Annotated in this window: 17 protein-coding genes; 14 read left to right on the forward strand and 3 right to left on the reverse strand. The window is 40.4% G+C overall.

Going from position 1 to position 21,157, the window contains the following annotated elements:
* Positions 1–14 precede the first annotated feature (14 nt).
* The 9 genes from AB3329_RS00640 to AB3329_RS00680 all read left to right on the forward strand — a co-directional run bounded on the left by AB3329_RS00640 (position 15) and on the right by AB3329_RS00680 (position 13,615).
* Positions 15–4,952: an InlB B-repeat-containing protein gene (locus AB3329_RS00640; RefSeq protein WP_368393801.1), complete on the forward strand. Its 4,938-nt coding sequence runs from the start codon at positions 15–17 to the stop codon at positions 4,950–4,952.
* Positions 4,953–5,040: 88 nt separating this feature from the next.
* On the forward strand, positions 5,041–6,435 hold the full coding sequence (locus AB3329_RS00645; protein WP_368393802.1) for a SpaH/EbpB family LPXTG-anchored major pilin: 1,395 nt from the start codon (positions 5,041–5,043) through the stop codon (positions 6,433–6,435).
* Positions 6,436–6,818: 383 nt separating this feature from the next.
* The gene (locus tag AB3329_RS00650; RefSeq protein WP_438272887.1) at positions 6,819–7,757 is read left to right on the forward strand and encodes a class C sortase; all 939 of its coding nucleotides are present in this window, start codon (positions 6,819–6,821) and stop codon (positions 7,755–7,757) included.
* 729 nt (positions 7,758–8,486) lie between these two features.
* Positions 8,487–9,224, forward strand: a complete 738-nt coding sequence (locus AB3329_RS00655) for an amino acid transporter (protein ID WP_368393803.1) — start codon at positions 8,487–8,489, stop codon at positions 9,222–9,224.
* Positions 9,225–9,235: 11 nt separating this feature from the next.
* Complete coding sequence (locus tag AB3329_RS00660; RefSeq protein WP_368393804.1) at positions 9,236–9,814, forward strand: CPBP family glutamic-type intramembrane protease; 579 nt, start codon at positions 9,236–9,238, stop codon at positions 9,812–9,814.
* Positions 9,815–9,825: 11 nt separating this feature from the next.
* Positions 9,826–10,254, forward strand: a complete 429-nt coding sequence (locus AB3329_RS00665; protein WP_368393805.1) for an Msa family membrane protein — start codon at positions 9,826–9,828, stop codon at positions 10,252–10,254.
* The gene (locus AB3329_RS00670; protein ID WP_368393806.1) at positions 10,247–11,122 is read left to right on the forward strand and encodes an ABC transporter ATP-binding protein; all 876 of its coding nucleotides are present in this window, start codon (positions 10,247–10,249) and stop codon (positions 11,120–11,122) included. Before AB3329_RS00665 ends, AB3329_RS00670 begins: the two co-directional genes overlap by 8 nt.
* A 4-nt stretch (positions 11,123–11,126) precedes the next feature.
* Positions 11,127–11,897 (forward strand): ABC-2 family transporter permease, encoded by a 771-nt coding sequence (locus AB3329_RS00675; protein ID WP_368393807.1) that lies wholly within the window; start codon positions 11,127–11,129, stop codon positions 11,895–11,897.
* A gap of 2 nt (positions 11,898–11,899) precedes the next feature.
* Positions 11,900–13,615, forward strand: a complete 1,716-nt coding sequence (locus tag AB3329_RS00680) for an ABC transporter ATP-binding protein (protein WP_368393951.1) — start codon at positions 11,900–11,902, stop codon at positions 13,613–13,615.
* Between the two features lie 532 nt (positions 13,616–14,147).
* Here AB3329_RS00680 and AB3329_RS00685 read toward each other — a convergent pair.
* Positions 14,148–14,531: a hypothetical protein gene (locus AB3329_RS00685; RefSeq protein WP_368393808.1), complete on the reverse strand. Its 384-nt coding sequence runs from the start codon at positions 14,529–14,531 to the stop codon at positions 14,148–14,150.
* Between the two features lie 139 nt (positions 14,532–14,670).
* On the opposite strand from AB3329_RS00685, the gene AB3329_RS00690 reads away from it, so the two are divergent.
* Positions 14,671–15,405, forward strand: coding sequence for a response regulator transcription factor (locus tag AB3329_RS00690; protein WP_368393809.1), 735 nt, complete (start codon positions 14,671–14,673; stop codon positions 15,403–15,405).
* 3 nt (positions 15,406–15,408) lie between these two features.
* Positions 15,409–16,776: a sensor histidine kinase gene (locus AB3329_RS00695; protein ID WP_368393810.1), complete on the forward strand. Its 1,368-nt coding sequence runs from the start codon at positions 15,409–15,411 to the stop codon at positions 16,774–16,776.
* A 513-nt stretch (positions 16,777–17,289) separates the two neighbouring features.
* On the opposite strand, the gene AB3329_RS00700 is transcribed toward AB3329_RS00695, so the two are convergent.
* Entirely contained in the window at positions 17,290–18,399 is a 1,110-nt protein-coding gene (locus AB3329_RS00700) for an alpha/beta hydrolase (protein WP_368393811.1), read from the reverse strand.
* A gap of 39 nt (positions 18,400–18,438) precedes the next feature.
* On the reverse strand, positions 18,439–18,858 hold the full coding sequence (locus AB3329_RS00705; protein WP_368393812.1) for a helix-turn-helix domain-containing protein: 420 nt from the start codon (positions 18,856–18,858) through the stop codon (positions 18,439–18,441).
* Between the two features lie 230 nt (positions 18,859–19,088).
* Between AB3329_RS00705 and rpsF the strand changes: the two genes are divergently transcribed.
* The 3 genes from rpsF to rpsR all read left to right on the forward strand — a co-directional run bounded on the left by rpsF (position 19,089) and on the right by rpsR (position 20,952).
* Positions 19,089–19,379 carry a 30S ribosomal protein S6 gene (gene rpsF, locus AB3329_RS00710; RefSeq protein WP_368393813.1) on the forward strand — a complete coding sequence of 97 codons (291 nt, stop codon included), beginning with the start codon at positions 19,089–19,091 and terminating at the stop codon, positions 19,377–19,379.
* A 14-nt stretch (positions 19,380–19,393) separates the two neighbouring features.
* Complete coding sequence (locus AB3329_RS00715; protein ID WP_368393814.1) at positions 19,394–19,897, forward strand: single-stranded DNA-binding protein; 504 nt, start codon at positions 19,394–19,396, stop codon at positions 19,895–19,897.
* 815 nt (positions 19,898–20,712) lie between these two features.
* A complete protein-coding gene (gene rpsR / locus AB3329_RS00720) occupies positions 20,713–20,952 on the forward strand; it encodes a 30S ribosomal protein S18 (protein WP_000068664.1) in 240 nt (79 codons plus the stop codon).
* The last annotated feature ends 205 nt before the right edge of the window (positions 20,953–21,157 follow it).

The following is a 21,157-nucleotide window of genomic DNA, read 5'->3' on the forward strand; positions in this document are numbered from 1 at the left end:
TGAAAAGACAGGCGATGAAACAATGGTTTGATTTTAAATATCTGAGATCGCTTCAGTCTCGATATAAAAAATTAGCAGTCGCATTTGCGATAATAGTTGTTTTTGTAACCACTTATGCCTTGATTCTGCCGGCCATTACGCTGGATCAGAACACTGCCAGCCAAGAGCCCGGCATTGAAGCCGCAGAGTCAAATACTCAAGCGGCAGAGGACGAGTCTCCTGCAGCAGATACAGAAACTGAAAATCAGTCTAAAGCAGACAGTTCATCCCAAGATAGTGCAGAAGATGAGGCAGATTTGATTACTCAGCCAACAAGTCTGCAGTACAGCGGGAATGATTATGAGATTACTGTTAACTTTGATGCAGATGCGAAACTGCCTATAGGAGTGGAACTCAAGGTTGAAGAGATTAAAGAAGGCTCGGACAGTTACGCTGCTCATTATGAGCAGACTAAGAAAGCGCTGGACGGTGATGACCTGTCCTATGCCAGATTTTTTGATATTTCCTTTGTTTACCAAGGCAAGGAAGTCGAACCCTCAGCAGCGGTAGAAGTGCAAGTCAAATATCCTGAGGGGCTGAAAAAAGAAAAAGACAGCGAACTTTTGGCTGTACATTTTGCCGATAACAGTGACAAAACAGACCTTCTTGCGGTTGAATCAAACGAAAAGGACGGAAAAATATCGGAAGTCAACTTCTCAGCTGACAGTTTCTCTGTTTATGGTGTCGTGCAGCGAGGAATTACCATCGAAGGGGTCAACTACTACACGGTCAGGTTTGTTTATACAGATAATGACGGTGAGGAACAGGAAATCTCCACCTTAATCGATGTCAAAGAGGGTGCCACTATCGGCTCTCTTCCTGAGGATCCTTTTAAATCGGGTTATCGCTTCGATCATTGGGAAAACAAGGAGACCGGTGAAACCGTTACAGCGGATACGCCGGTTACAGATGATATGACGGTTGAGGCTGTCTTTACAGATATCTCAATCTATACTGTGACTGTCAATTATTTTTACCATAATAACAGTGCTGACCGGGATGTGACTTTTGATACCGAGATTTACCAGATTGAGGACAATGATACGCCCTACCGCATCACGCCCCCTGCTTCTACCGAAGTCAGCAAAGGTGAAGATACCAGCCTGCCTGCAGATGCTATTTACTATCCCGAACAGTCTTTGATTGAACTTAAAGGGGAAGACTTAGCCGCTAAGGATGCTGCCGACGGAAATGAAGATCAGAAGATAGCCATTAACGTTAAGTATGTGCCTTATACAGCAGAGTATGATTATGTCTACATGCTGAAAGACCTTGATGGTCAAGGCTATTCTGAAATTGAAACGGTTCATGCCTACGGTGTTCTCGGATCAACCGTAAGGCCGCAGGTTCTTTCCTATGATTATGCTAATTTTGAAAAGACAGAATCGGTCGAGATTACAGAGGCTAAAGGACAGAAACTCTATGTTTACTATACCAGAAAGAACTACACGCTTTCCTATGACACTAAGGGCGGTTCTTATATAGCACCGCAAACCGGCCTCTACCAGAGCAAGCAGCCTCTGACAGAGACAGTTCCTACTAAGACAGGCTATGACTTTGTCGGCTGGCATGAAAAGGCTGATTTGTCTGATGAGGCTAAAACCAGCGGGTCAGTGACTTTAGACAGTGATAAGACTCTTTACGCTGAATGGAAAGGCCAGACGGTTGATTATACTATTGTCTACTATAAAGAGCAGTATGATAACAGCAGCGGAACGACCCATTTTGTTTATGACAGTGCCGAGAGTGCTCAGGGACAGGTCGGTACAACGGTTTCAGCTGCTGATGCTCCGGCAATCAGCACAGATACTACCGGCTATGAAAGAGACAGTGCACAAAATACTGATTCCAAAGTAGAAATAGCCGCCGATGGTACCTCTATTTTAAAAGTTTACTACAAGCTAAAACGTTATACCTTTATCTTTGATTTAAACGGCCCAAGAACTACTTGGTGGGGAAGTTCGGGCAGAATTTACAAAAATGGTCGCTATTATTACGATACAGAGTACCGAATTTCCGATGTTGTTTTAGGACAGGATGTTTCCAGTGTTTGGCCTTCAGGGGTAGATGAAGTTGCCGATAGTTACAATGAAAAATTGTTTGCTGGCTGGGAAAATCCTAATAATACCAGATATAATACACGGCGTTTTGAAGTCACTACCGATATGATTGCAGGAGCAGATAGCAATAATGAAAAAACGTATACGGCTGCCTGGCGGGGTGACTTAGTAGCCTATACTGTTGAGTATTATCTGCAGTCCGCCGATGATCCGTCTGTCTATGTGAAATCTGAGACTTACAGCCAATCATTTGCGAAAGTAGGTAATTCCAGATTTAATGCTAAAACTATTGTTGGCTATACTTATATTGAAGAGCCGCCGAGCGGCTATCAGGCGACCGATGCGAATTCCAGCGGTGGTACCTACCGCTTCTACTACAACAGAGACAGTTTTGAAATTGATTATTATTATGGCAGCAGCAAGATAGAGACCAAGTCGAACATTCTTTTTGATGCCAATATTAATAATTCGACCTACAACTTTACACCGAATCGGCCGGACGATGTTGATGAGGATTATACTTGGGGCGGCTGGTATGCCGATGCGGGTCTGACAACACCTTACGACTTTGCGACAATGCCGGCTAGCAATGTGGTTCTCTATGCCAAATGGCAGGCACCAAGCTTCAAAGTGACTTTTGACACCAATGGCGGGGACAGCCAGGCACCGGCAGCACAGACTGTTGAAAAATATAAGGAAGCTAGCTTCCCGGACAGTCCGACTAAAAAGTATTATGACTTTGTCGGCTGGTATACAGATTCTGACGGCGGTGAACTTTATGACTGGTCCAAGCCTGTGACTGAGGATATCACACTCTATGCTCACTGGCAGCTGAAACCACTGACCTATACTGTCCGCTATCTAGAAGCGGGGACTGATAATCCGCTGGCAGCTGAAAAAACAGAAACCAGTCCGGCTTTTGTACACGGTCAGGCAATTTCTGAATCTGCACTGGGTATTACCGGCTACAGACCGGATGATACCAGCAAAACAATCCATCTGGATTATGAGAACAATGTGATTACCTTCTATTACTCACCTAAGGTGGCAGATGTTACCTATACGATTAAGTATGTCCTTGCGGATAATGAAGCCATTGAAGTAGCGCCGACTGTCACAAAGACTGTTGACGGCAGCACTATCCGAGCCAAAGAATCGGCGGTGGCAGCAGATAAGGACCACATGGCTTCGCAGGCCGGAGTAACTGAAGAGATGCTGTCTGTCGATTATTACCCCTTAGAAGATGTGGAGAGCTTAGTGCTGTCCTCGCAGGCAGACCACAATGTCATTGTCTTTAGGTACCGCAATTATGATACAGCTCAGATTACGGTTAATTACTTGGACATGGACGGGAACCCGATTCCTGGTCAGGATCCGCTGACTGTTCTAAAGAAAAGACCAGGAACGTACACTGTCAATCGTAAATCCATAGACGGCTATACCTTTGAAGAGTCCAAGGACAGCAATGACGATAAAAATAAGGTTGTCTACCGAATCGACAAGGGTGAAACCATCACTATTGACCTTTACTATAAGAAAAATATAGCTGTCACGGCTCAAAACAAAGAAAAAACCTATGATGGTACAGCTCTGACCAGCTCCGGCCTTTCAGACCTTCAGAACAATTACAGTCATATGCTGGCTGAAGGAGACAGTCTGGACAGCGTCGCTTATAGCGGCAGTCAGACAGATGCCGGTGCCAGTCAGGTAAATCCAAAAGACCTAGTCATTAAGGACAGTGATGGAAAAGATCGCAGCTACTATTATCATATTGATTACAATCCTGGCGTTTTGACTGTTCATAAGCAGCCGGTGACTGTGATAATCAGCGGTCAAACTAAAGAAAAGGTGTATGACGGTCAAGAAGCAAGTATCACTTATGATGATATAGAGATTGTTGACAGCAGCAAACTCTATACAGAATCCGATCTGACCTTTACCGGCCCGAGTGATGGCCAAAAGGTTTCAGCTACAGATGCCGGTACTTATGATCTGGACTTGGAGAATCGGTTTGTCAATGAAAATCCTAATTTTGATGTGACTTTCCAAATCTCTAACGGACAGCTGGTGATTAAACCGCGTGAGCTGATATTGGTTTCTGCTTCGGCAGACAAGGCCTACGACGGTTCAAGCTTGACAGAGGATACCATAACAATCAAGGTTCCGGATGGTGCTGATTACAGCGGTTTTGTTGAGGGAGAAGGGGCCAAGTACACAGTGACTGGCAGCCAGACCGATCCAGGTCAATCGGAAAATCGTTTTAGCTATACTCTTGATGACAATACTAAGTCACAAAACTATGAGATAGTGACAGAGTTTGGAAAACTGACTGTTTTGCCAACACTTAATGTGCAAAAGACCAATAAGAGCTGGGAAGCTTTATCTGGCGGTAAATTCCAGATAAGCAAATGGGATGGCAGCAAATGGGCTGCGGTTGCTGATTTCGATGAAATCACTATCAGCAGTACCGATGGTGCTAACATTCCGGGGCTGACAGCCGGCCGTTATAAACTTAAAGAAACGGCTGCGCCGGATGGCTATATTGTCTTAGGTGATGACATCTACTTTACTGTTACAGAAAAAACAGATGATGATGGACTTTCATCGACTTACAGCATTGAGCTGACTGATGAGAACGGTGATGCTGCAGAGGCTCCTAATGCCAGACTGCAGTCAGGAGCCGGCCAGTACAGCCAGCGGCTGCAAATAGCTAATGAGCCCGGCCGAGCTCTGCCGCAAACCGGCGGTCAAGGCAGATATTTCTATATTGCCTGCGGTTTTGCACTGATGGGAGGAGCCTTGCTTGCTGCTCTCGTTAAAGAAAAGCATAGGAGGAGGTCGTCCTATGGCTGATACCTCTTAAGTTGACTGCATGCTTGCAAAAAGTCTGGAGCTAGGCAAGGCTTAGCTGAATCAATTATATTTTAGAAGAAGGGATATTATGAAGAATTTAAGAAAAATGGTAGCGCTGATACTGGCTGTGCTAACAACCGTATTGGCTGGCGGACTGGTATCTGCCGATAACACCACAGGATCTATTACAATCAGCAATGCTTCGGCGGGGCAGAAGTACTCGGTTTATAAACTGTTTGATGCGACCTACAGTGCTGACGGGATTTCATACAAGGTGCCAAGTGGCAAGACCTTTACTGGCAATGAATGGTTTGATGTCGACAGCTCAGGCAATGTCTTGGCCAAAGAAGGCGCTGATGTTTCTACAGAGGCATTCAGGACATGGGCAGAAAGTTTCGGCACTCAGGTCGACAGCGAAGTGACAGCAGAAAATAACACAGTTGTCTTTGATAATCTGCCATTCGGCTACTATTTTGTGAAATCCTCTCTTGGAGCAACACTGACCGTGGATAGTACCAATCCTGATGCGACAGTGATCGATAAAAATGAAACCAACCCTACAATTCCGGATCCAAGCGACGGCGGCGGTAAGAAAATCGTTGTTGATGGAAATACCGTTTCGGAAACAACTGCTAAAATCGGTGACACCGTTAATTTCCAAATCAAATATATTGCCACTAACCACGTGACAGCTGACGGCAAAACCGAACAAATCACTAAATACACCATCAAAGATACCCCAGCTGCTCTGGATATTGACAAATCTTCTGTCAAAGTAACAGTCGGCGGTCAGGATGTGACCACAGCTGCTGCAGTTTCAAAATCAGAATCCGGTGAGCTGACTGTTACTGTGCCATGGGTAAATGGCAGCACCAGCATTTATAACTCACCGACAGAAGTTATTGTTACTTACAATGCCGTTGTGACCAAAGACGCTCAAGGTGGCACTGCAAGCAACAAAGCGGCGATTTCCTACGATACTACAACAACTCCTGACAATCCTGTCGACCCAAATGACCCAGGCGATAATGAAACAACAGTCAAAACTTACAAATTTAATTTGGTGAAAACTGACGGAACTAAAAATCTGACAGGTGCTCAGTTTAAGCTCTATACAGCAGCCAACGGCGGTGAAGAAATCCAAGTCGTCAAAGACGGCGACAGCTACCGTGTAGCTGAGGCAGGCGAAACAGGTGTGGCTATCGAAGCAGGCCAAGTAGAAGTTAAAGGTCTTAAAGGCGATACAACTTACTATCTAGAAGAAATTAAAGCGCCGGACGGCTACAATATTTTGACAGAACGTCAGGCCGTATCTATTGACCCAGAAAAAGCTAATCAAGCAGAAGTTATCAATAGAGCCGGTGCGGAGCTGCCTTCAACAGGTTCTATCGGTACCACTCTCTTCTATCTCTTTGGTTCTCTTCTGGTAATCGGAGCTCTCGTCTTTATGATCTCTAAAAGAAGAATGAAGAATCAGGCATAAAGCAGTTTTAGAGTATTTTCAGCCTATTAAAAAGAAATCTCCGGAAGGAGCGGCAGCTTTTTCCGGAGATGACTCTTTTATGAAAGTAAGCTTACACTTTTTGCTGTGATTTTTAAGAGCTTTTCCTATCTTGGATGAACTGAACACGCCCTAAACACCGCGGGAAAAAGATGTCCTGACTTAGAATCTGGCGATTTGTCAGTCAGTCCCCTATTTTCCTTTTGCGTTTTATACGGGCTTTGTATCTTGGTGAACTGAACACGCCCTAAACGCTGCGGGAAAAAGATGTCCTGACTTAGAATCTGGCGATTCGTCAGTCAGCCCCCTATTTTCCTTTTGCGTTCTTAACGGGCTTTGTATCTTGGTGAAAGGGGTTTGTCGTCTTGCTGGATTGGCTAAAGAAGCATATAACAGCTATAAGTTTGACAGGGGTTTTTCTTGTTGGCCTCGGTCTTTTGGCTTATCCGACTGTCAGTGATTATTGGAACTCTTTTCATCAGTCTGAAGCCATAATGGATTACGCTAAAAGTGTGTCGGACATGGATTCTGAAGCTTATGATGAGATATTGGCGAGTGCTAAAGCCTATAATGCTCAAAATAAGATGAACTGGAATTTTTCCAAAGAAGACCGCGAGCAGTATGAGAAAGAGCTCAATTTCAATAAAAATGGAATTATGGGTTATATCAATATTCCTAAAATTGATATTAAACTGTCTATTTTTCACGGGACAGATGAATCGGTTTTACAGACTTCGATAGGGCATCTTGAGGGGACTTCGCTGCCGATTGGAGGAACGGGGACCCACAGTGTGCTCTCCGGCCACCGCGGCTTGCCTTCTGCCCGGCTGTTTTCAGACTTGGATAAACTGCGTGAAGGTGATGTTTTTACCCTGCATATTCTGGATGAAACGCTGACATATGAAGTCGACCAAATTCGCGTTGTTGAACCGACTGACTTGTCGCAGCTGCAGATTGACCCCGATAAAGATTACTGTACCTTGGTGACCTGTACTCCTTATGGGATTAATACTCACCGTTTATTAGTCAGAGGCCACCGTATTGATAATCTTGACGGGAATGCCAATGTGATTGCTGATGCGGTACAGCTTAAACCTATTTTTATTGCGCCTTTCCTTGCGGTTCCTATTTTATTGATTTTACTCGCCTATATTTTACTGGTAACAAGCCGTCCTTACCAAGAGCGTTATAAAAATCGTAAGCAGAACTACTTGCGTCAGCATGATTTACAGCCTGTACCAAATAACAAGAAAGACCGCCAGAAAGTTCTGGATAAGTTAGAACGGTATTTAAAGCATGACTAAAATAAAAATTATTAATAAGCCGCTGGCGATTATGGAGAGTCTGTGCGAAATTGCGGCTAAAACGAGCAAACAAGCTGGGACATTTTGTCTCAGCTTGTTTGCTTTATATATTGGCTCATTGTCAGCTGGAGTGGGGACTTAAAGTTAATATCTGGAGAGCACTAATTTGAACAGCTTTTTTTGGATTTACCATTCATTATAGAATAGCGACTATTCATGACAAAGTGATTTATTTTTCTTTTTGATGCGCTATACTAATCCATGTAAAGACGAAGTGCACAAAACGCTCTTTAAAAAAATAAGGAGGACACTTATGACAAGTGAAACTGGGAATAAGAATTTTCCAAGAGACGGATGTAAACTAACTAATAACTAAATTTGATTGCAGCACAATTGCTTGTAGAAGGGAGGAATTTTAAATGATAATAACAATTGTTGCAGATGACTCAGTCTGGCAAGAAGTTCCAATGTCAAAAAAAAGAATCCCTGATTAAAAAGCTAAGCCCATGATTCAAAGGAGAAATTTCAAATGAAAAAACAAAGCAAACGCAATACGGTCAGTGTCGGTATCTTCTCATACACTTATACGCGCGGAAATCATAAGATCTAAGCGGGAAATAATTTTTACTGATAGTTAACGGACGAACAGTTAACTATCAATAAGATGGGGTCTTAGTATCAGTTATTAAACCCCATCTTATTGATAAAAAATAGAAAAGGAAAAAAGAGATGTTATATACTTCAATTTTAAAATCAGTAGCAAGTCGGAGAGATGTCAAAATATTCTTTGCTTTTATTATCTTACCCTTGTTAGTACCATTTTTGTCTCAAACAATGGAAGGTGCCCAATCTAATTTTGGTCAAAGCTTTCTAACATTTTTGGATTTGACTTTAAATACTCAATATAGGATTATCTTACCAGTCATGATTTTTTCACTGGTTGTTACTTCTGTTTTTAAAGATGAAATTGATTCTGGCATCATGTTCCTCTACAAAGATATCAATCGGACAAAGATTTTTAATGCTAAAGTCTTAAGTCTATTTACTGTTTATGGTCTATATCTCTTAGGTACAGTAGCAGCAGGTTTGCTTGCCTACTATGTGATGATGGTGCCTAGAGGAGGTGTATCGGGCAGTCTGCTTCCTGAACAAATAGCAGATATCGGTCAAGCGGTCGTTTCAATCATTTCAACTATTTTATTGAACCTGATTACAATCGTATTGGTGACAATGGTTTCAATCACATCAAAAACGATCCAATCCGTACTGACAGGTGTATTCTTTACATTGTTTGTGACAGTATCTCCAATGCTGGTTGGTATTCGATATCTATTTCCAAGTGGCTATGTGGCGATGAGCCAGGAGAGTTTTGGCATGGCCTTCCTGCTTATTATTGCCTTATCGGCTGTTTATTTAGGAATCTGTTACATTCGAGGATTGCAAAAATTTAGAAAAATTGAATTTTAGGAGAAGTAACAATGTTATTATCAAGTATAAAGCATCTCTTTATCGCAATAGGGCTGGTTGTTATAGCTTCGCTAGTCTATGTATTCGGTACCTCCATGCTATTCTTTAGTTCTGGAGATCAACTGGAATTCTCTTATCTGCTTTCGCTTATTTGTTTCATGCCCTTAGGATTCATCATTTTGCCGCATTTTATAGCAAAGAAGAATAATCTTTATTCAAGCGAGCATGACATTCACTTTAGCTGGCAATCATATGTAATATTAGCTGTTTTAATTTTCTTGGTCAATCACTTCTTTATCAAAAGCAGTGAATATTTCCACCAAATGATTATTTCAGCCTGTGAGGAATTTCTCTTCCGATTTGCCCTCTACAAGATTTTGCGAAAGCATTATCGTTTCTGGCCAACAATTATTATTACTTTCCTCTTGTTTGGATTCGTTCTTCATTTGAACTATCCATTCATAGACAATTTAATATTCAGAGCGCCAATAGGTTTTCTCTTTGCACTGTTAGCTTCACGCTTTGGACTGCAATATTCGATTGCTGGTCACTGGCTTTATAACCTAGTCATTTCACAAGTTAATTTTTAGGAGGTCTCATTATGACACTATTATTCATCGCTGCAATTATCTATATCATTCTTACACTAGCTGGTTCACATTTTTTACTAGCATTATCCGCTTCGAGCTTTGCTTTGCTGGTCTATGTCTTACCGCTTGTACTTAATTTCCTAGTGACAAAAGTGCAAAAGACTGACAAGCAAAAATTGATTGCCAGTGTAGTTTGTCCAACCTTATCCTTATTATACTATATCGGTCTTACTTATTTGTCCTCATCTTCAGGTGTTTGGTCAAAATTTGTTGAAGTCAATAGCGTAGCAAACAGCAGTGTGAGTATGGAAATTACAAAAACACCGCTTGCTGCTTCACAACTTATCTTTGTTGCATTAGTTTTCTATGGTGTCTCATTAGCAGCATATTTTATCGCGAAATCATCAGTATCTAGAAATAAAGGAGTTCAACATGCTTAAGGTTGAAAAGATTTCAAAAAAATTCTCAGGTAACGATTTTTATTCTCTCAAAGATGTCAGTATGGAAATTGAAAAAGGCGAGATTGTTGGTCTTATTGGTAAAAATGGTGCAGGGAAATCAACCCTGATGAAGTTGATGGCAAAATCTTTGAAGCCAACATCTGGAGCCATTACTTACAAGAAAGAAGATATTAACAGCCGTGACAATGTATTGGATGATTTTGGGATTATGATTGATCCTGTCTTCTATCCAGAAATGTCAGTTATTGATAATTTAAAATTCTACCTTAAGTTACACGGTAAACAAGATTTATATTCTAATATTGAAAGTACTTTGAAAATTGTTGAACTTTGGGATGCTCGGAATCGTAAACCCAAAGGCTTCTCATTTGGGATGAAGCAACGGACAGCCTTGGCAATTGCTATGGTGGCTGAACCTGATTTCCTTATTCTTGATGAACCTTTTGTCGGTCTGGATCCAATCGGAGTTCAAAAACTCATTGATATTCTCAAAAAATGGTCAAGCGAACGTCAAATCTCCATGCTGATTTCCAGTCACCAATTGGGAGAATTAGAGGCGTTATGTGACCGTTATATTTACATTGATGCTGGGCAGTTAGCTGATTCATTCTTAGGACAGGAAGCTCAAAGTGTTCTTGTCCGCTTGACAGAAGGGGCTGACTTAGAGCCCTTGCAGGCACTCTTATCAGAATCTGTCAAATTGAACAACAATCAACAATTAGAGATTTCGACTGCCGCTGATAAGGAGACCTTGAATACAGTTTGGTCAAATCTTGGGAACTATCGTCTCATTGAAAGTATTGAAATCAAAGAGAATCATCTTAAAGATGTTTTTATGAAAGGATAAGTCTATGAAAGGCATTTTTTCAGCAGTATTAGAATCAGTTTGGAAGCGCAAGGAAACCAAAATATTCTTGGTTTTCGCCCTCTATCCTTTGATTTACTATGTTGCATCGTTCTTTGGGGCATCAAACTTTATGCAAATTGATGTTGGACAGGGGGTCCAAGTTGGCTACCTCGACTTTGCTGATATGATGCTCAATTCAATAGATGCAATGATTTTACCAACTTTAGCCCTGTATTTTTTAACCATTTCAGTCTTTAAGCGCGAGACAGATGATCATACCATGTTTTTATATAAGGATATCAATCGTAAATCGATTTTTCTATCGAAATTTTTCAGCCTAGTTCTTATCTTGGTACTCTACTTCATTTTATTCCTTGCGGTAAGCATGTTTGTTCATTACAGTCGTGTTGTTAACATGGACTTTGGCAGCAGTCGCTTTGGGTCTGACAATCTCTACAGCACCCTCTATGTCATCATTAATCTATTGGTGATCTTTCTTAAGGGAATCTTGTCCATTGCCGCAGCAGCATTTCTTTCTCTACGCTTTGGAACAGGGGCAACCATGGGAGTTTCCATTGCTCTCTCTCTAATGATGGCCGTTACTTCCATCATCGGTGGCCCTATTGCTATGATCTTCCCGAATGGTTACAACCAGTTTTTCAAAGGCATCAGTGATATTTGGATTCCTTTGGCGGGTTCAGTATCTGTTACTGCTCTCTACACTCTCATTTGTAATTATTTTAGTATTGAAACATTTAAAAATTTGGAGTTTTAATGATAACAAATCAATTGTTCAAGCTGCTGATTAACTTCCTCAACAAGCCAAAATTTATTTTAGGTTTTGTTCTGAGTTTGATAGGAACAAATTTAGGTCTTTTGTTGCCGCAGCTAATTGGTAGATTATTAGATGTAAAATTTTTAACAGAAATCAGCTCCCAGCCAAATTTGTTAGCCGGGATGGTCCTATTTTTCATTTCTGTTTATGTTATTCGGGCAACCTCATCCTATTTAGTAGGTACATGTGGTAGCCAAGCCTTAAATAAAATTCAAAAATACATCTATGATCACCTTTTAAAAACATCGGTTCAGGAGTTGGATACCTATCAGTCTGGTGACTTGGCCAGTCGTCTGACAAATGACATGTCTATTGTTCTCAATTTCATCACAGCTGTCATCCCAAATTTATTATTAAATTTCATTATTATTGCTGGTTCAATTTATTTTTTATTCACAATCAGTCCCTCAATGACTCTGATTAGTTTAGTTATTGTCCCAGTCTTGCTATTGATTATTGTTCCTATCAATGCTCGATTAGAATCCTACTATAACAATTACCAAACTGGAGTTGGGGAAATTTCTAGCCGCATCAGTCATAAGTTTGTTCACATCCGTCTTATGAAGGCTTTTCGAGGGGAGCGTAGTGAAGCAAGGGAAATGGGGAAATCTTTCGACCGTCTGACTGCAAATTATAAAAAAATTATCGGTTGGTCTTCCTTCCAAAACACCCTAATCAGCAGCCTAATGATGGGATTCATTATCCTGATTCTGGTTCTGGCTGGTGGTGAAGTGGCTAAGGGGGCAATGACCATGAGTTCATTGATGACTTTTGTTCTTTATCTTACGCAGATGATTGACCCAATATCAGATATTTCGGAAGGCGCGACTGAAATTAGTGAGTTTAGAAGTGTTTCAAACCGTTTGATGGAAGTTCTGAAATTAGCTAAAGACGATTATTGTGAGGATAAATTTGGTCTTGAGAATACAACCATTAACATGAGCGGAGTCAATTTCGCTTATGATACGGATAATATTTTGAATAATTTGTCTGTTCAAATTCCTTCGGGCAAGCATGTTGCCATTGTTGGTCCGAGCGGGGCAGGGAAATCGACCATCTTTTCCTTGTTAATGAAATTCTACCAAGACTACCAGGGAAGTATCCAAATTGGTCAGCAGGAGTTGAAGAATTTATCACCCAGCCAGGTCCGTCAAATGATTTCTTATATCCCTCAAGATAATACCTTATTTCATGGCACAATCCGTGAAAATTTGCTTTATGGGAAAAATAGTAGTGTTTCGGAAGAACGTTTACAAGAAATTCTTGAGCAACTTGATCTATCTCGGGTAATTGATGAATTGGAAAAGGGTATTGATACTGGGATATCAGATAGTGGTACGGGACTTTCAGAAGGACAAAAGCAGCGCTTTAACATTGCCAGAGCTTTTCTAGTGGACCACCCTATCTATCTTTTAGATGAGGTAACAGCCAGTCTTGATAGTGTTACAGAGAGCATCATTAGCAAGGCAATTGATAAATTCACAGCAGGAAAGACTCGGTTGACGATTGCTCACCGCTTAAATACGATTAGAGAAGCTGATTATATTCTGGTTTTAAATAAGAATGGATCTGTTTCAGATTTTGGGAAGCACCAGCAATTAATCCAACGCAGCAGCCTCTACAATCATTTCCTGTCTGAGTTGCAAGAAGCAAGTTAAGAAGTGAATGAAACTATCTATCGAGAATTCTTAGTGAATCTGAAGGAGTTTTTCAGCTCTCTAAGTTTTGGGCAGCCACCTGAAACAGCCTATCTATTCTCGGCTGTCAAAGGTTCAATCGTCTTGCCTTGATCTTATTCATTGCAGCAAAAATCAGACTGCTTTACCATTAGAATAGACTTTCTGTCGTTCCCGCAAATAGCTAGATTTGCTATTTTGTTTTCTTATTTCAAGGCACCTTTCTCTGTACTTAAATCAAAAGCGGCATTGCTTTTGTAATAAAAGCCATAGAGAGAATTGCTTGTTGGGAAATGCGCAAAAGCGATTATTTTTATTAAACACAATAAAAGCTAACCATGATTGCGCAATCATGGTTAGCTTTTATTGTGCACGTTTCAAGAAGATTACAAAATTATTTTTTGTTTATGTATTTGATGTCTAAAGCACTTCTTTAACATTGAAGACTTTATTATGTTGTGATATGATAAAAAAGTAATTGGGCCATATAAAAGAGGCCTAATCTTATTTTTTTTCAGAAGATGTTAGATTGATAAGACATGTAATCATCAATGTATTGGCATATTTCATTTTTATCGAGTTCTTTGCTGCTTATGACCCCCAGAAAGCTTATGTGGGTTCTGAAAATCATCGTATAATTGAGCTGATCAGCGACTAAAATAATCTGATTTGAGTAGCTGTTAGAACTAAAACGGATATATTTTGATTGTTGAATGCCATCCCAATCTTTTAGTGTAGAGTCATCGATGATGAAGAATAAATTAACTTTACTAAGTAAAGGAAAATCTATATGGTGGGAAATTACTAAGCGATGACTTGGATATTTTTGTTTTAAATAATCTTGGGTAATGATTTCTAAGTCTGTCTTGTAAAATAAGGGCTGAATGAGATAAATCACTATGCTTCCTTTCCGTTTTTAATAATATTATAAAATAATCAAAGGGCTAGGGTTGCAAATATAATAAATAGGCTTTTTTTTGTCACAAATGGTGTTAAAGTCTAAAAATTAATGTGTATTGCTTTTGGAGAGAGGTATTATGTTAAATATATTTATATTAGAGGATGACTATTTACAACAAACTCGCTTAGAAAATATCATTAAGCAAAGTGCTGCTTCAAAAAATTTAAAGTACAGACATTTAGAAATATATGGGAAACCCCAACAACTGTTAGATGCTATTACTGAGCAAGGGAATCATCAGTTATTTTTTCTTGATATTGAAATCAAAGGGGAAAATCAAAAAGGAATGGAGATTGCTCGTGAAATTCGTTTAAAGGATCCTAATGCAGTTATTGTTTTTGTGTCAACCCATTCAGAATTTATGCCTGTAACCTATAAATACCGTGTTTCAGCACTGGATTTCATTGATAAGGGACTGCCTGAAGAAGAATTTCAAGAAGCTATCGTTTCAGTATTGGCTCATGCTTATGAGAATATGGGGCGCACTGTTGGAGAAGATGCCTTTATCTTTAAGAATAAGCATTCACATGTTCAGGTTCCTTTTTCAGATGTCCTTTTTTTTGAAACCTCAACAACTGTTCATAAGGTTATTCTGTACACAAAGACAGGACAATTAGAATTTTATGGGAAAGTATCAGAAATCGCTAAATCGGATGAGCGACTATACCAAAGTCACCGTGCTTATGTAGTTAATCCTGAAAATATTGTCCGCATTGACCGATCTAATCATTTGGTTTATTTTGAGGGTGATGAGTCTTGTTTTGTCTCCAAGTTGAAACTAAAAGGGCTGATTGAAAGAATGGAGAAATAAATAGTGGCGGGTAGTATATATAGTGGGTTAATCATTCTGGTCGATTGGCTGATTAAATTATTTGTATTCAGTAAAATAAGCGGTCTGAAAATAGGACTAAAAAAGATCCTGATTATTCTGACAGGTATCCTTGTTTTAACTTGGATTTCACAAGGACTGGGGCCATTCATTGAATCATTTTATCTTGTCTTTATACTTATCTTTATTTTACGGCCAAGGTGGAAACCTTCTCAGTATCTCTTTTATGGCTTAGTCCCGATTGTGTTGGTGGATTTATTTCAGCGAATCACAGGGATTTTTATGGTAAAACACTTGTTCGTTTTCAATGTGAATACCTCTAGCGATGATTTCATCTTTAGCTTATTCTCCCTTCTCGTATTTTTACCTGTTTACTTCTTATTTATTCGGATCATGCAGGTTGATTTTGAGAATATTGATATCATTTTTAACGGCAAGATGTATCAGGTTACTGTTTATGTCATTAATACCTTTCTTCTGGTATATTGTGTGGTCATTAATCCTTTGATGGTTTGGAATAATCAATCTCAATTCTCGCTTGAAGTTCCCAATTATAAGTTCAGCATTGATGTAACTCGCTTTTACCTTTTATTCTTTATTGCAGCCATTATTTATGTTAATTTTAGGGTGAAGGATCAGCTGGACAAGGAGTTGCGCCGTTCAAAAGAACGACAATTGAAATCTCTGTCAGAATATAGTAAACATGTAGAATCTCTTTATCGGGAAATCCGTAGCTTTAGACACGATTATACTAATATTTTGGTCAGTCTTTCTCAGTCTATAAATAATGAGGATCTACCCATGATTAAGCAAATTTATAAATCTATTTTAGAGGATTCAGATAAAAAATTTTATGATGCCAAATACGATATGGCTAATTTGGCGAATATTAAGGATGAAGCATTAAAAAGTATTTTATTTGCAAAACTGAGTCAGGCTCAGCATGCTGGCATTGATGTGACAATTGAGATCATTGAGCCGATTGGAGTACCTAATATGGAATTATTGGATGTTATTACTATCCTTTCAATTCTGCTGGATAATGCTATTGAAGCTTCTTTAAAAGCAGAGGAACCAAGCTTTTTGTTTGCTTACTTTAAAGAGGCAAATCAGACGATTCTTATTGTAGACAATGCAACACAATTTGATAAAACTGATACTAAATCAATATTTAATTACGGCGAATCCAGTAAAGGTGAAGAAAGAGGGATTGGTTTAGCAAATGTTAGGGAGATTCTAGGGAAATATCCTGATGCTAGCTTAATGACCACTAGTTCCAATTACCGATTTAGGCAGGAATTACACATTCTCGAAAAGAAGGCGTACATGCCAAGTTTGGATAAAGACAGCTGAGAGCTTTGAACTTTATGCTGAATGTCGTCAAACCTACCGTTGTTCAGGAATCGCTGTCAATCGCAGAAGCAGGTCAATTAGAAGCACTTGAGTCATTAGACTGTGGACCAGACTAGAAGTGATTTGAAAAAATTTTATCTTTGAAGTGCGACAGTGAGTGGACTGAATTTTAGCATGTTTTTTAAACTATGGCAGGCTTTGCTATGTCTAGAATTAAAGGGGATGGAAGCACCTTTTGGTGAGTTGGACGGTTTAAAGAATTATCATGGGTTTACAAGGACTTTTTTGCCCTTTTTTCATTATAGGTCATATGAGATTTTTCTACACCCAAAAAGGCCCTATAATCTCTGCAGTAGGGTTATCCCACTACAGAAATTATAGAGCTGGCTTTTTTAGTTTAAGGCGGCTGACCAGCCTAAATAAAGGCCTTTGAGCGTTTATGAGGTTTAAAGGCGGCGATTTGTCACTGTCTTTTTCGCCTTTTTTACCTTTTAAATCGGTTTTCCAGTAGCTTTAATCAGCTGTCAGTGCGGCCAGTTGATCGACAGCTTTAATAAAAACCTCAGGTTTATCAGCATGAATATCGTGGCCGCTTTTGATATGGTTGATAAAGGTATTCTGCCTCAGTAAGCTATCAACGCGCTTAGCATCCTCATCGTCCATGGCACTGAGAAGGATACCGTTATCATCATAATAATCTTCCATATTGGTAGGTTTTGCAGCATGCAGCAAAACAGAGGGACACTGAATGTTTTTAAGCGTCTCTTCCTGATCGAAGCCATTAAACCAGGAAAAATCATAAAAAGTAAGTCCGAACTGCAGATCATACTCGCCTGTCCCGTCCTGTAAGTTAGCAGTTAAAGTGTAGATTTCGTTGATTTTCAGTTCAGGAGGGTAATACCATATTTTTGGGATGGTCTGAGGATGTTTCTTCATATAGCGGAGAGCTGGATTTTTGACAAGTTTATCGAAGATTTCTTGCCCGCCAAACAATTCTGCCATATAAGAATGCTCCAATGAATAGCGTGTAAAGTTCTCCTCTTTGCTTGCTAGAAAGTCCGCCATATCTTTGAAGCCCAGCCAGGCAAAAGTTGACTCTGCCCGCCCTTTTTCGGTTGAAAAGAAGGGGGCGTCTTCGATCAGCAGCCCTTTAACCGCACCCGGCTCATTAGCCGCTACCCAAGCGGCAATCAGACCGCCGGAAGAATGTCCGGAAATCAGCACAGACTCTTGAATAACAGTATCAATAAACCAAGCGATATCCTGGCCAATAGCTACTGCCGAGTATTTTGCCGGATCTTTGCTGGAGCCGCCGTGTCCGTAGTAGTCAACTGCATAGATATGATAGCGCTGCGAGAGTTCTCCCAGTACTTTGGCATAATCTTCCCAGGACACCTGCTGACCGTGCAGTAAAACCAAAGGCTCCCCTTTATCAGGACCTTCCCCGTAGTTGAGGATGGAACCATCCGGTAAATGGACTTGCTTTTCCTTAAACTGAGCTTCCTTAATCTGTTTGGCTGTCTTTTGCTCATAGGTCATGTTGCGGTAGGCGTAAAAAGCTAACCCAATTCCGGCAGTGATTAAAAAACAACTAATGATAGTAAGCATTCTTTTCCTTTTCATTTTTAGCTCCTTTTTAGACGGCAGCCCAACTGTTTTACTTTATTTATTGTTTTTAGCCTTGAGGGACTGATAGCCTTCTAAAAAGAAATCAACACTGACTAAGGCTAAACCTCTGTCAGTATCTCCAATTAGGAGTAAGTCGTCGCCTGGCTTAATGGCAAACTGTTTTCTGGCTCTTGCCGGCAAGGAGACAGAACCATCCTTCTGGACGGTCACGCTGCCAAAAATATACTTCCCCTCTTGCTGAGGCAGGGATAAAAGCGCAGGATCCAAATGCAGCAAATCTTCCATACTGACATCGAAGCATTCTGCCAATTTGGCGCAGGAGAGGACATCAGGCAGGCTGCTTCCTGCTTCCCATTTGGCTACTGTCTGTCTTGAAACACCGATTTTTTCTGCCAGACGTTCTTGAGACAGGTTTTGCTTTTTTCGCAGCAGTTTCATATTTTTATCAATCATAGGCTACCTCTTTCTTGATAGCATTAGTATAGCAGAAAAACAGAAGCTTACAAGCAACAGGCTTTGCCATATTGCTTCTTTTTTGTTAAAAAAGGGAGCAGGCCATGTCAAAATCGTTTGAATTTCACTTGCATTTAGACTAAAATTCCTGTATAATAATGTTTCGTGAGTATCCCTCACTTACTCGCGGGAGAACCGTGAGTCACTAGTCCAAAAGGAGGAACAAATCAATGGCTAAATACGAAATTCTTTATATTATTCGTCCAAACATTGAAGAAGAAGCTAAAAATGCTTTGGTAGCACGTTTTGATGCCATCTTAACAGACAACGGTGCTGTTGTTGCTGAATCAAAAGATTGGGAAAAACGCCGCCTGGCATATGAAATCCAAGATTTTCATGAAGGGCTTTACCATATCGTTAATCTTGAAGCGAATGACGCCGCTGCTCTTAATGAGTTTGACCGTCTGGCTAAAATTAATGATGACATTCTTCGCCATATGGTCGTTAAATTAGACGCTTAAGAAGAAGGTAACTTATGATTAATAATGTTGTACTTGTGGGCCGTATGACCCGTGACGCAGAATTGCGCTATACCCCAAGCAATCAGGCTGTGGCGACTTTTACTTTGGCAGTCAATCGCAATTTTAAAAATCAGGCCGGAGAGCGCGAAGCTGATTTTATTAACATTGTCATTTGGCGGCAGGCCGCAGAAAATTTAGCTAATTGGGCTAAAAAGGGGACTTTGCTTGGAATTACAGGCCGGATTCAGACCCGTAATTATGAAAATCAGCAGGGTCAGCGTGTTTATGTGACGGAAGTTGTTGCTGATAACTTTCAAATATTGGAAAGCCGTGCTGCGCGTGAAGGCGCTAATGCAGGTAATTATCAGCCTTCAGGCGGGAACCAGTCTTTTGGCGGTTCACCACAAGGCACTGCTCAGCAGCCTTCACAGAATCAAACCCCTAATTTTGGCAGAGACGAGAGTCCTTTTGGAAATTCAAACCCCTTGGATATCTCTGATGATGACCTGCCATTCTAAAGAGAAGCAGATAAGCAGTACTGCTGCCTGAGAGCACCTGACTGCTTTAGTGCCTTAGGTTTTCTGTTTGTTCTCTAATTTTAATATCAAAAAAATAGGCCCAAGCGCTGTGTAAAAAAGAGACGCAGTCGTAGAAAGCGTAAGCTGACCTACGAATGTGGCCGCTCTTGTGAGTATAGTCTTCCTTAGAGTCTTCAGTGCCTCATCGGTTAGTTTCCTTTTTTACTTTGCGTTTTAAACGGGCTTTGTATCTTGATTGAATTGAACACGGGCTAAGAACAGTGCAAAAAAGAATAGACAAGCTGAATTCTGATTTTTAATCATTGTCTAGCCGTAGACGTCTGAAGGCTTTGCAGTCTTTACAGCCTGCCGCACCCTTCTAGTCGTCTTGGCAGAGGTGCGCAGACGAAATCGAAAATTTCTGGCTTACCGTCAGCCGTAAACGACTGAAAGTTTTGTCGCCTTAACAGTCGACCGCACCTTTCTAGTCGTTCTGGCAGAGGTGCGCAGACGAAATCATAGATTTCTGGCTTACCGTCAGCCGTAAACGACTGAAAGTTTTGTCGCCTTAACAGTCGACCGTACCCTTCTAGTCGTCTTGGCAGAGGTGCGCAGACGAAATCATAGATTTCTGGCTTACCGTCATTTTTGCTTTGTTCTTTTAACGGCCTTTGTATCTTTTTGGAACTGAACACGGCCTAAGAGCTGTGCAAAAAAGATAAAATTTCCTAGAGTCTTAGCGACTCTTCGTCAATTTTCCTATTTTTGCTGTGCTCTTTTTACGGCCTTTGTATCTTAATTTAAGGAGAAATGATATGGCTCAACAACGCCGCGGCGGTTTTAAACGCCGTAAAAAAGTTGATTACATCGCAGCTAACAAAATTGAATACGTTGATTATAAAGATACTGAATTACTCAGCCGCTTTGTTTCAGAGCGCGGTAAAATTCTTCCGCGCCGCGTAACAGGCACATCAGCTAAGAATCAGCGTAAAGTAACTACAGCTATCAAACGTGCGCGTGTTATGGCTTTAATGCCTTTTGTTAATGAAGACTAATCATCTTGTTTGATAGTGACTAAACAGCTTATAAGCAAACTGCTTATAAGCTGTTTTTTTTATTAAAAAAAGAGTGGGATTAAAATCGGATTTCGGCGGTATCCTGATTTTAATCTCACTTATCATAATGCCCGGCCCCAGTTTGCAGCAGGAATGTGAAATTTTCGCTGAAAAGCGTTTCCTGCTTCCTGTCTCTCTTTTTTGA

The organism is Streptococcus huangxiaojuni, assembly GCF_040930515.1.
In the GTDB taxonomy this organism is placed as follows: Bacteria; Bacillota; Bacilli; order Lactobacillales; family Streptococcaceae; genus Streptococcus; species Streptococcus huangxiaojuni.

What these genes read in the sequence shown, in the direction of transcription:
- AB3329_RS00715 (WP_368393814.1), top strand. Translation starts at nt 19,394, where the DNA reads ATGATTAATAATGTTGTACTTGTGGGCCGTATGACCCGTGACGCAGAA.
- AB3329_RS00675 (WP_368393807.1), top strand. Translation starts at nt 11,127, where the DNA reads ATGAAAGGCATTTTTTCAGCAGTATTAGAATCAGTTTGGAAGCGCAAG.
- AB3329_RS00645 (WP_368393802.1), top strand. Translation starts at nt 5,041, where the DNA reads ATGAAGAATTTAAGAAAAATGGTAGCGCTGATACTGGCTGTGCTAACA.
- AB3329_RS00655 (WP_368393803.1), top strand. Translation starts at nt 8,487, where the DNA reads ATGTTATATACTTCAATTTTAAAATCAGTAGCAAGTCGGAGAGATGTC.
- rpsF (WP_368393813.1), top strand. Translation starts at nt 19,089, where the DNA reads ATGGCTAAATACGAAATTCTTTATATTATTCGTCCAAACATTGAAGAA.
- AB3329_RS00665 (WP_368393805.1), top strand. Translation starts at nt 9,826, where the DNA reads ATGACACTATTATTCATCGCTGCAATTATCTATATCATTCTTACACTA.
- AB3329_RS00690 (WP_368393809.1), top strand. Translation starts at nt 14,671, where the DNA reads ATGTTAAATATATTTATATTAGAGGATGACTATTTACAACAAACTCGC.
- AB3329_RS00705 (WP_368393812.1), bottom strand. Translation starts at nt 18,858, where the DNA reads ATGATTGATAAAAATATGAAACTGCTGCGAAAAAAGCAAAACCTGTCT.
- AB3329_RS00660 (WP_368393804.1), top strand. Translation starts at nt 9,236, where the DNA reads ATGTTATTATCAAGTATAAAGCATCTCTTTATCGCAATAGGGCTGGTT.
- AB3329_RS00700 (WP_368393811.1), bottom strand. Translation starts at nt 18,399, where the DNA reads ATGAAAAGGAAAAGAATGCTTACTATCATTAGTTGTTTTTTAATCACT.
- AB3329_RS00670 (WP_368393806.1), top strand. Translation starts at nt 10,247, where the DNA reads ATGCTTAAGGTTGAAAAGATTTCAAAAAAATTCTCAGGTAACGATTTT.
- rpsR (WP_000068664.1), top strand. Translation starts at nt 20,713, where the DNA reads ATGGCTCAACAACGCCGCGGCGGTTTTAAACGCCGTAAAAAAGTTGAT.
- AB3329_RS00640 (WP_368393801.1), top strand. Translation starts at nt 15, where the DNA reads ATGAAACAATGGTTTGATTTTAAATATCTGAGATCGCTTCAGTCTCGA.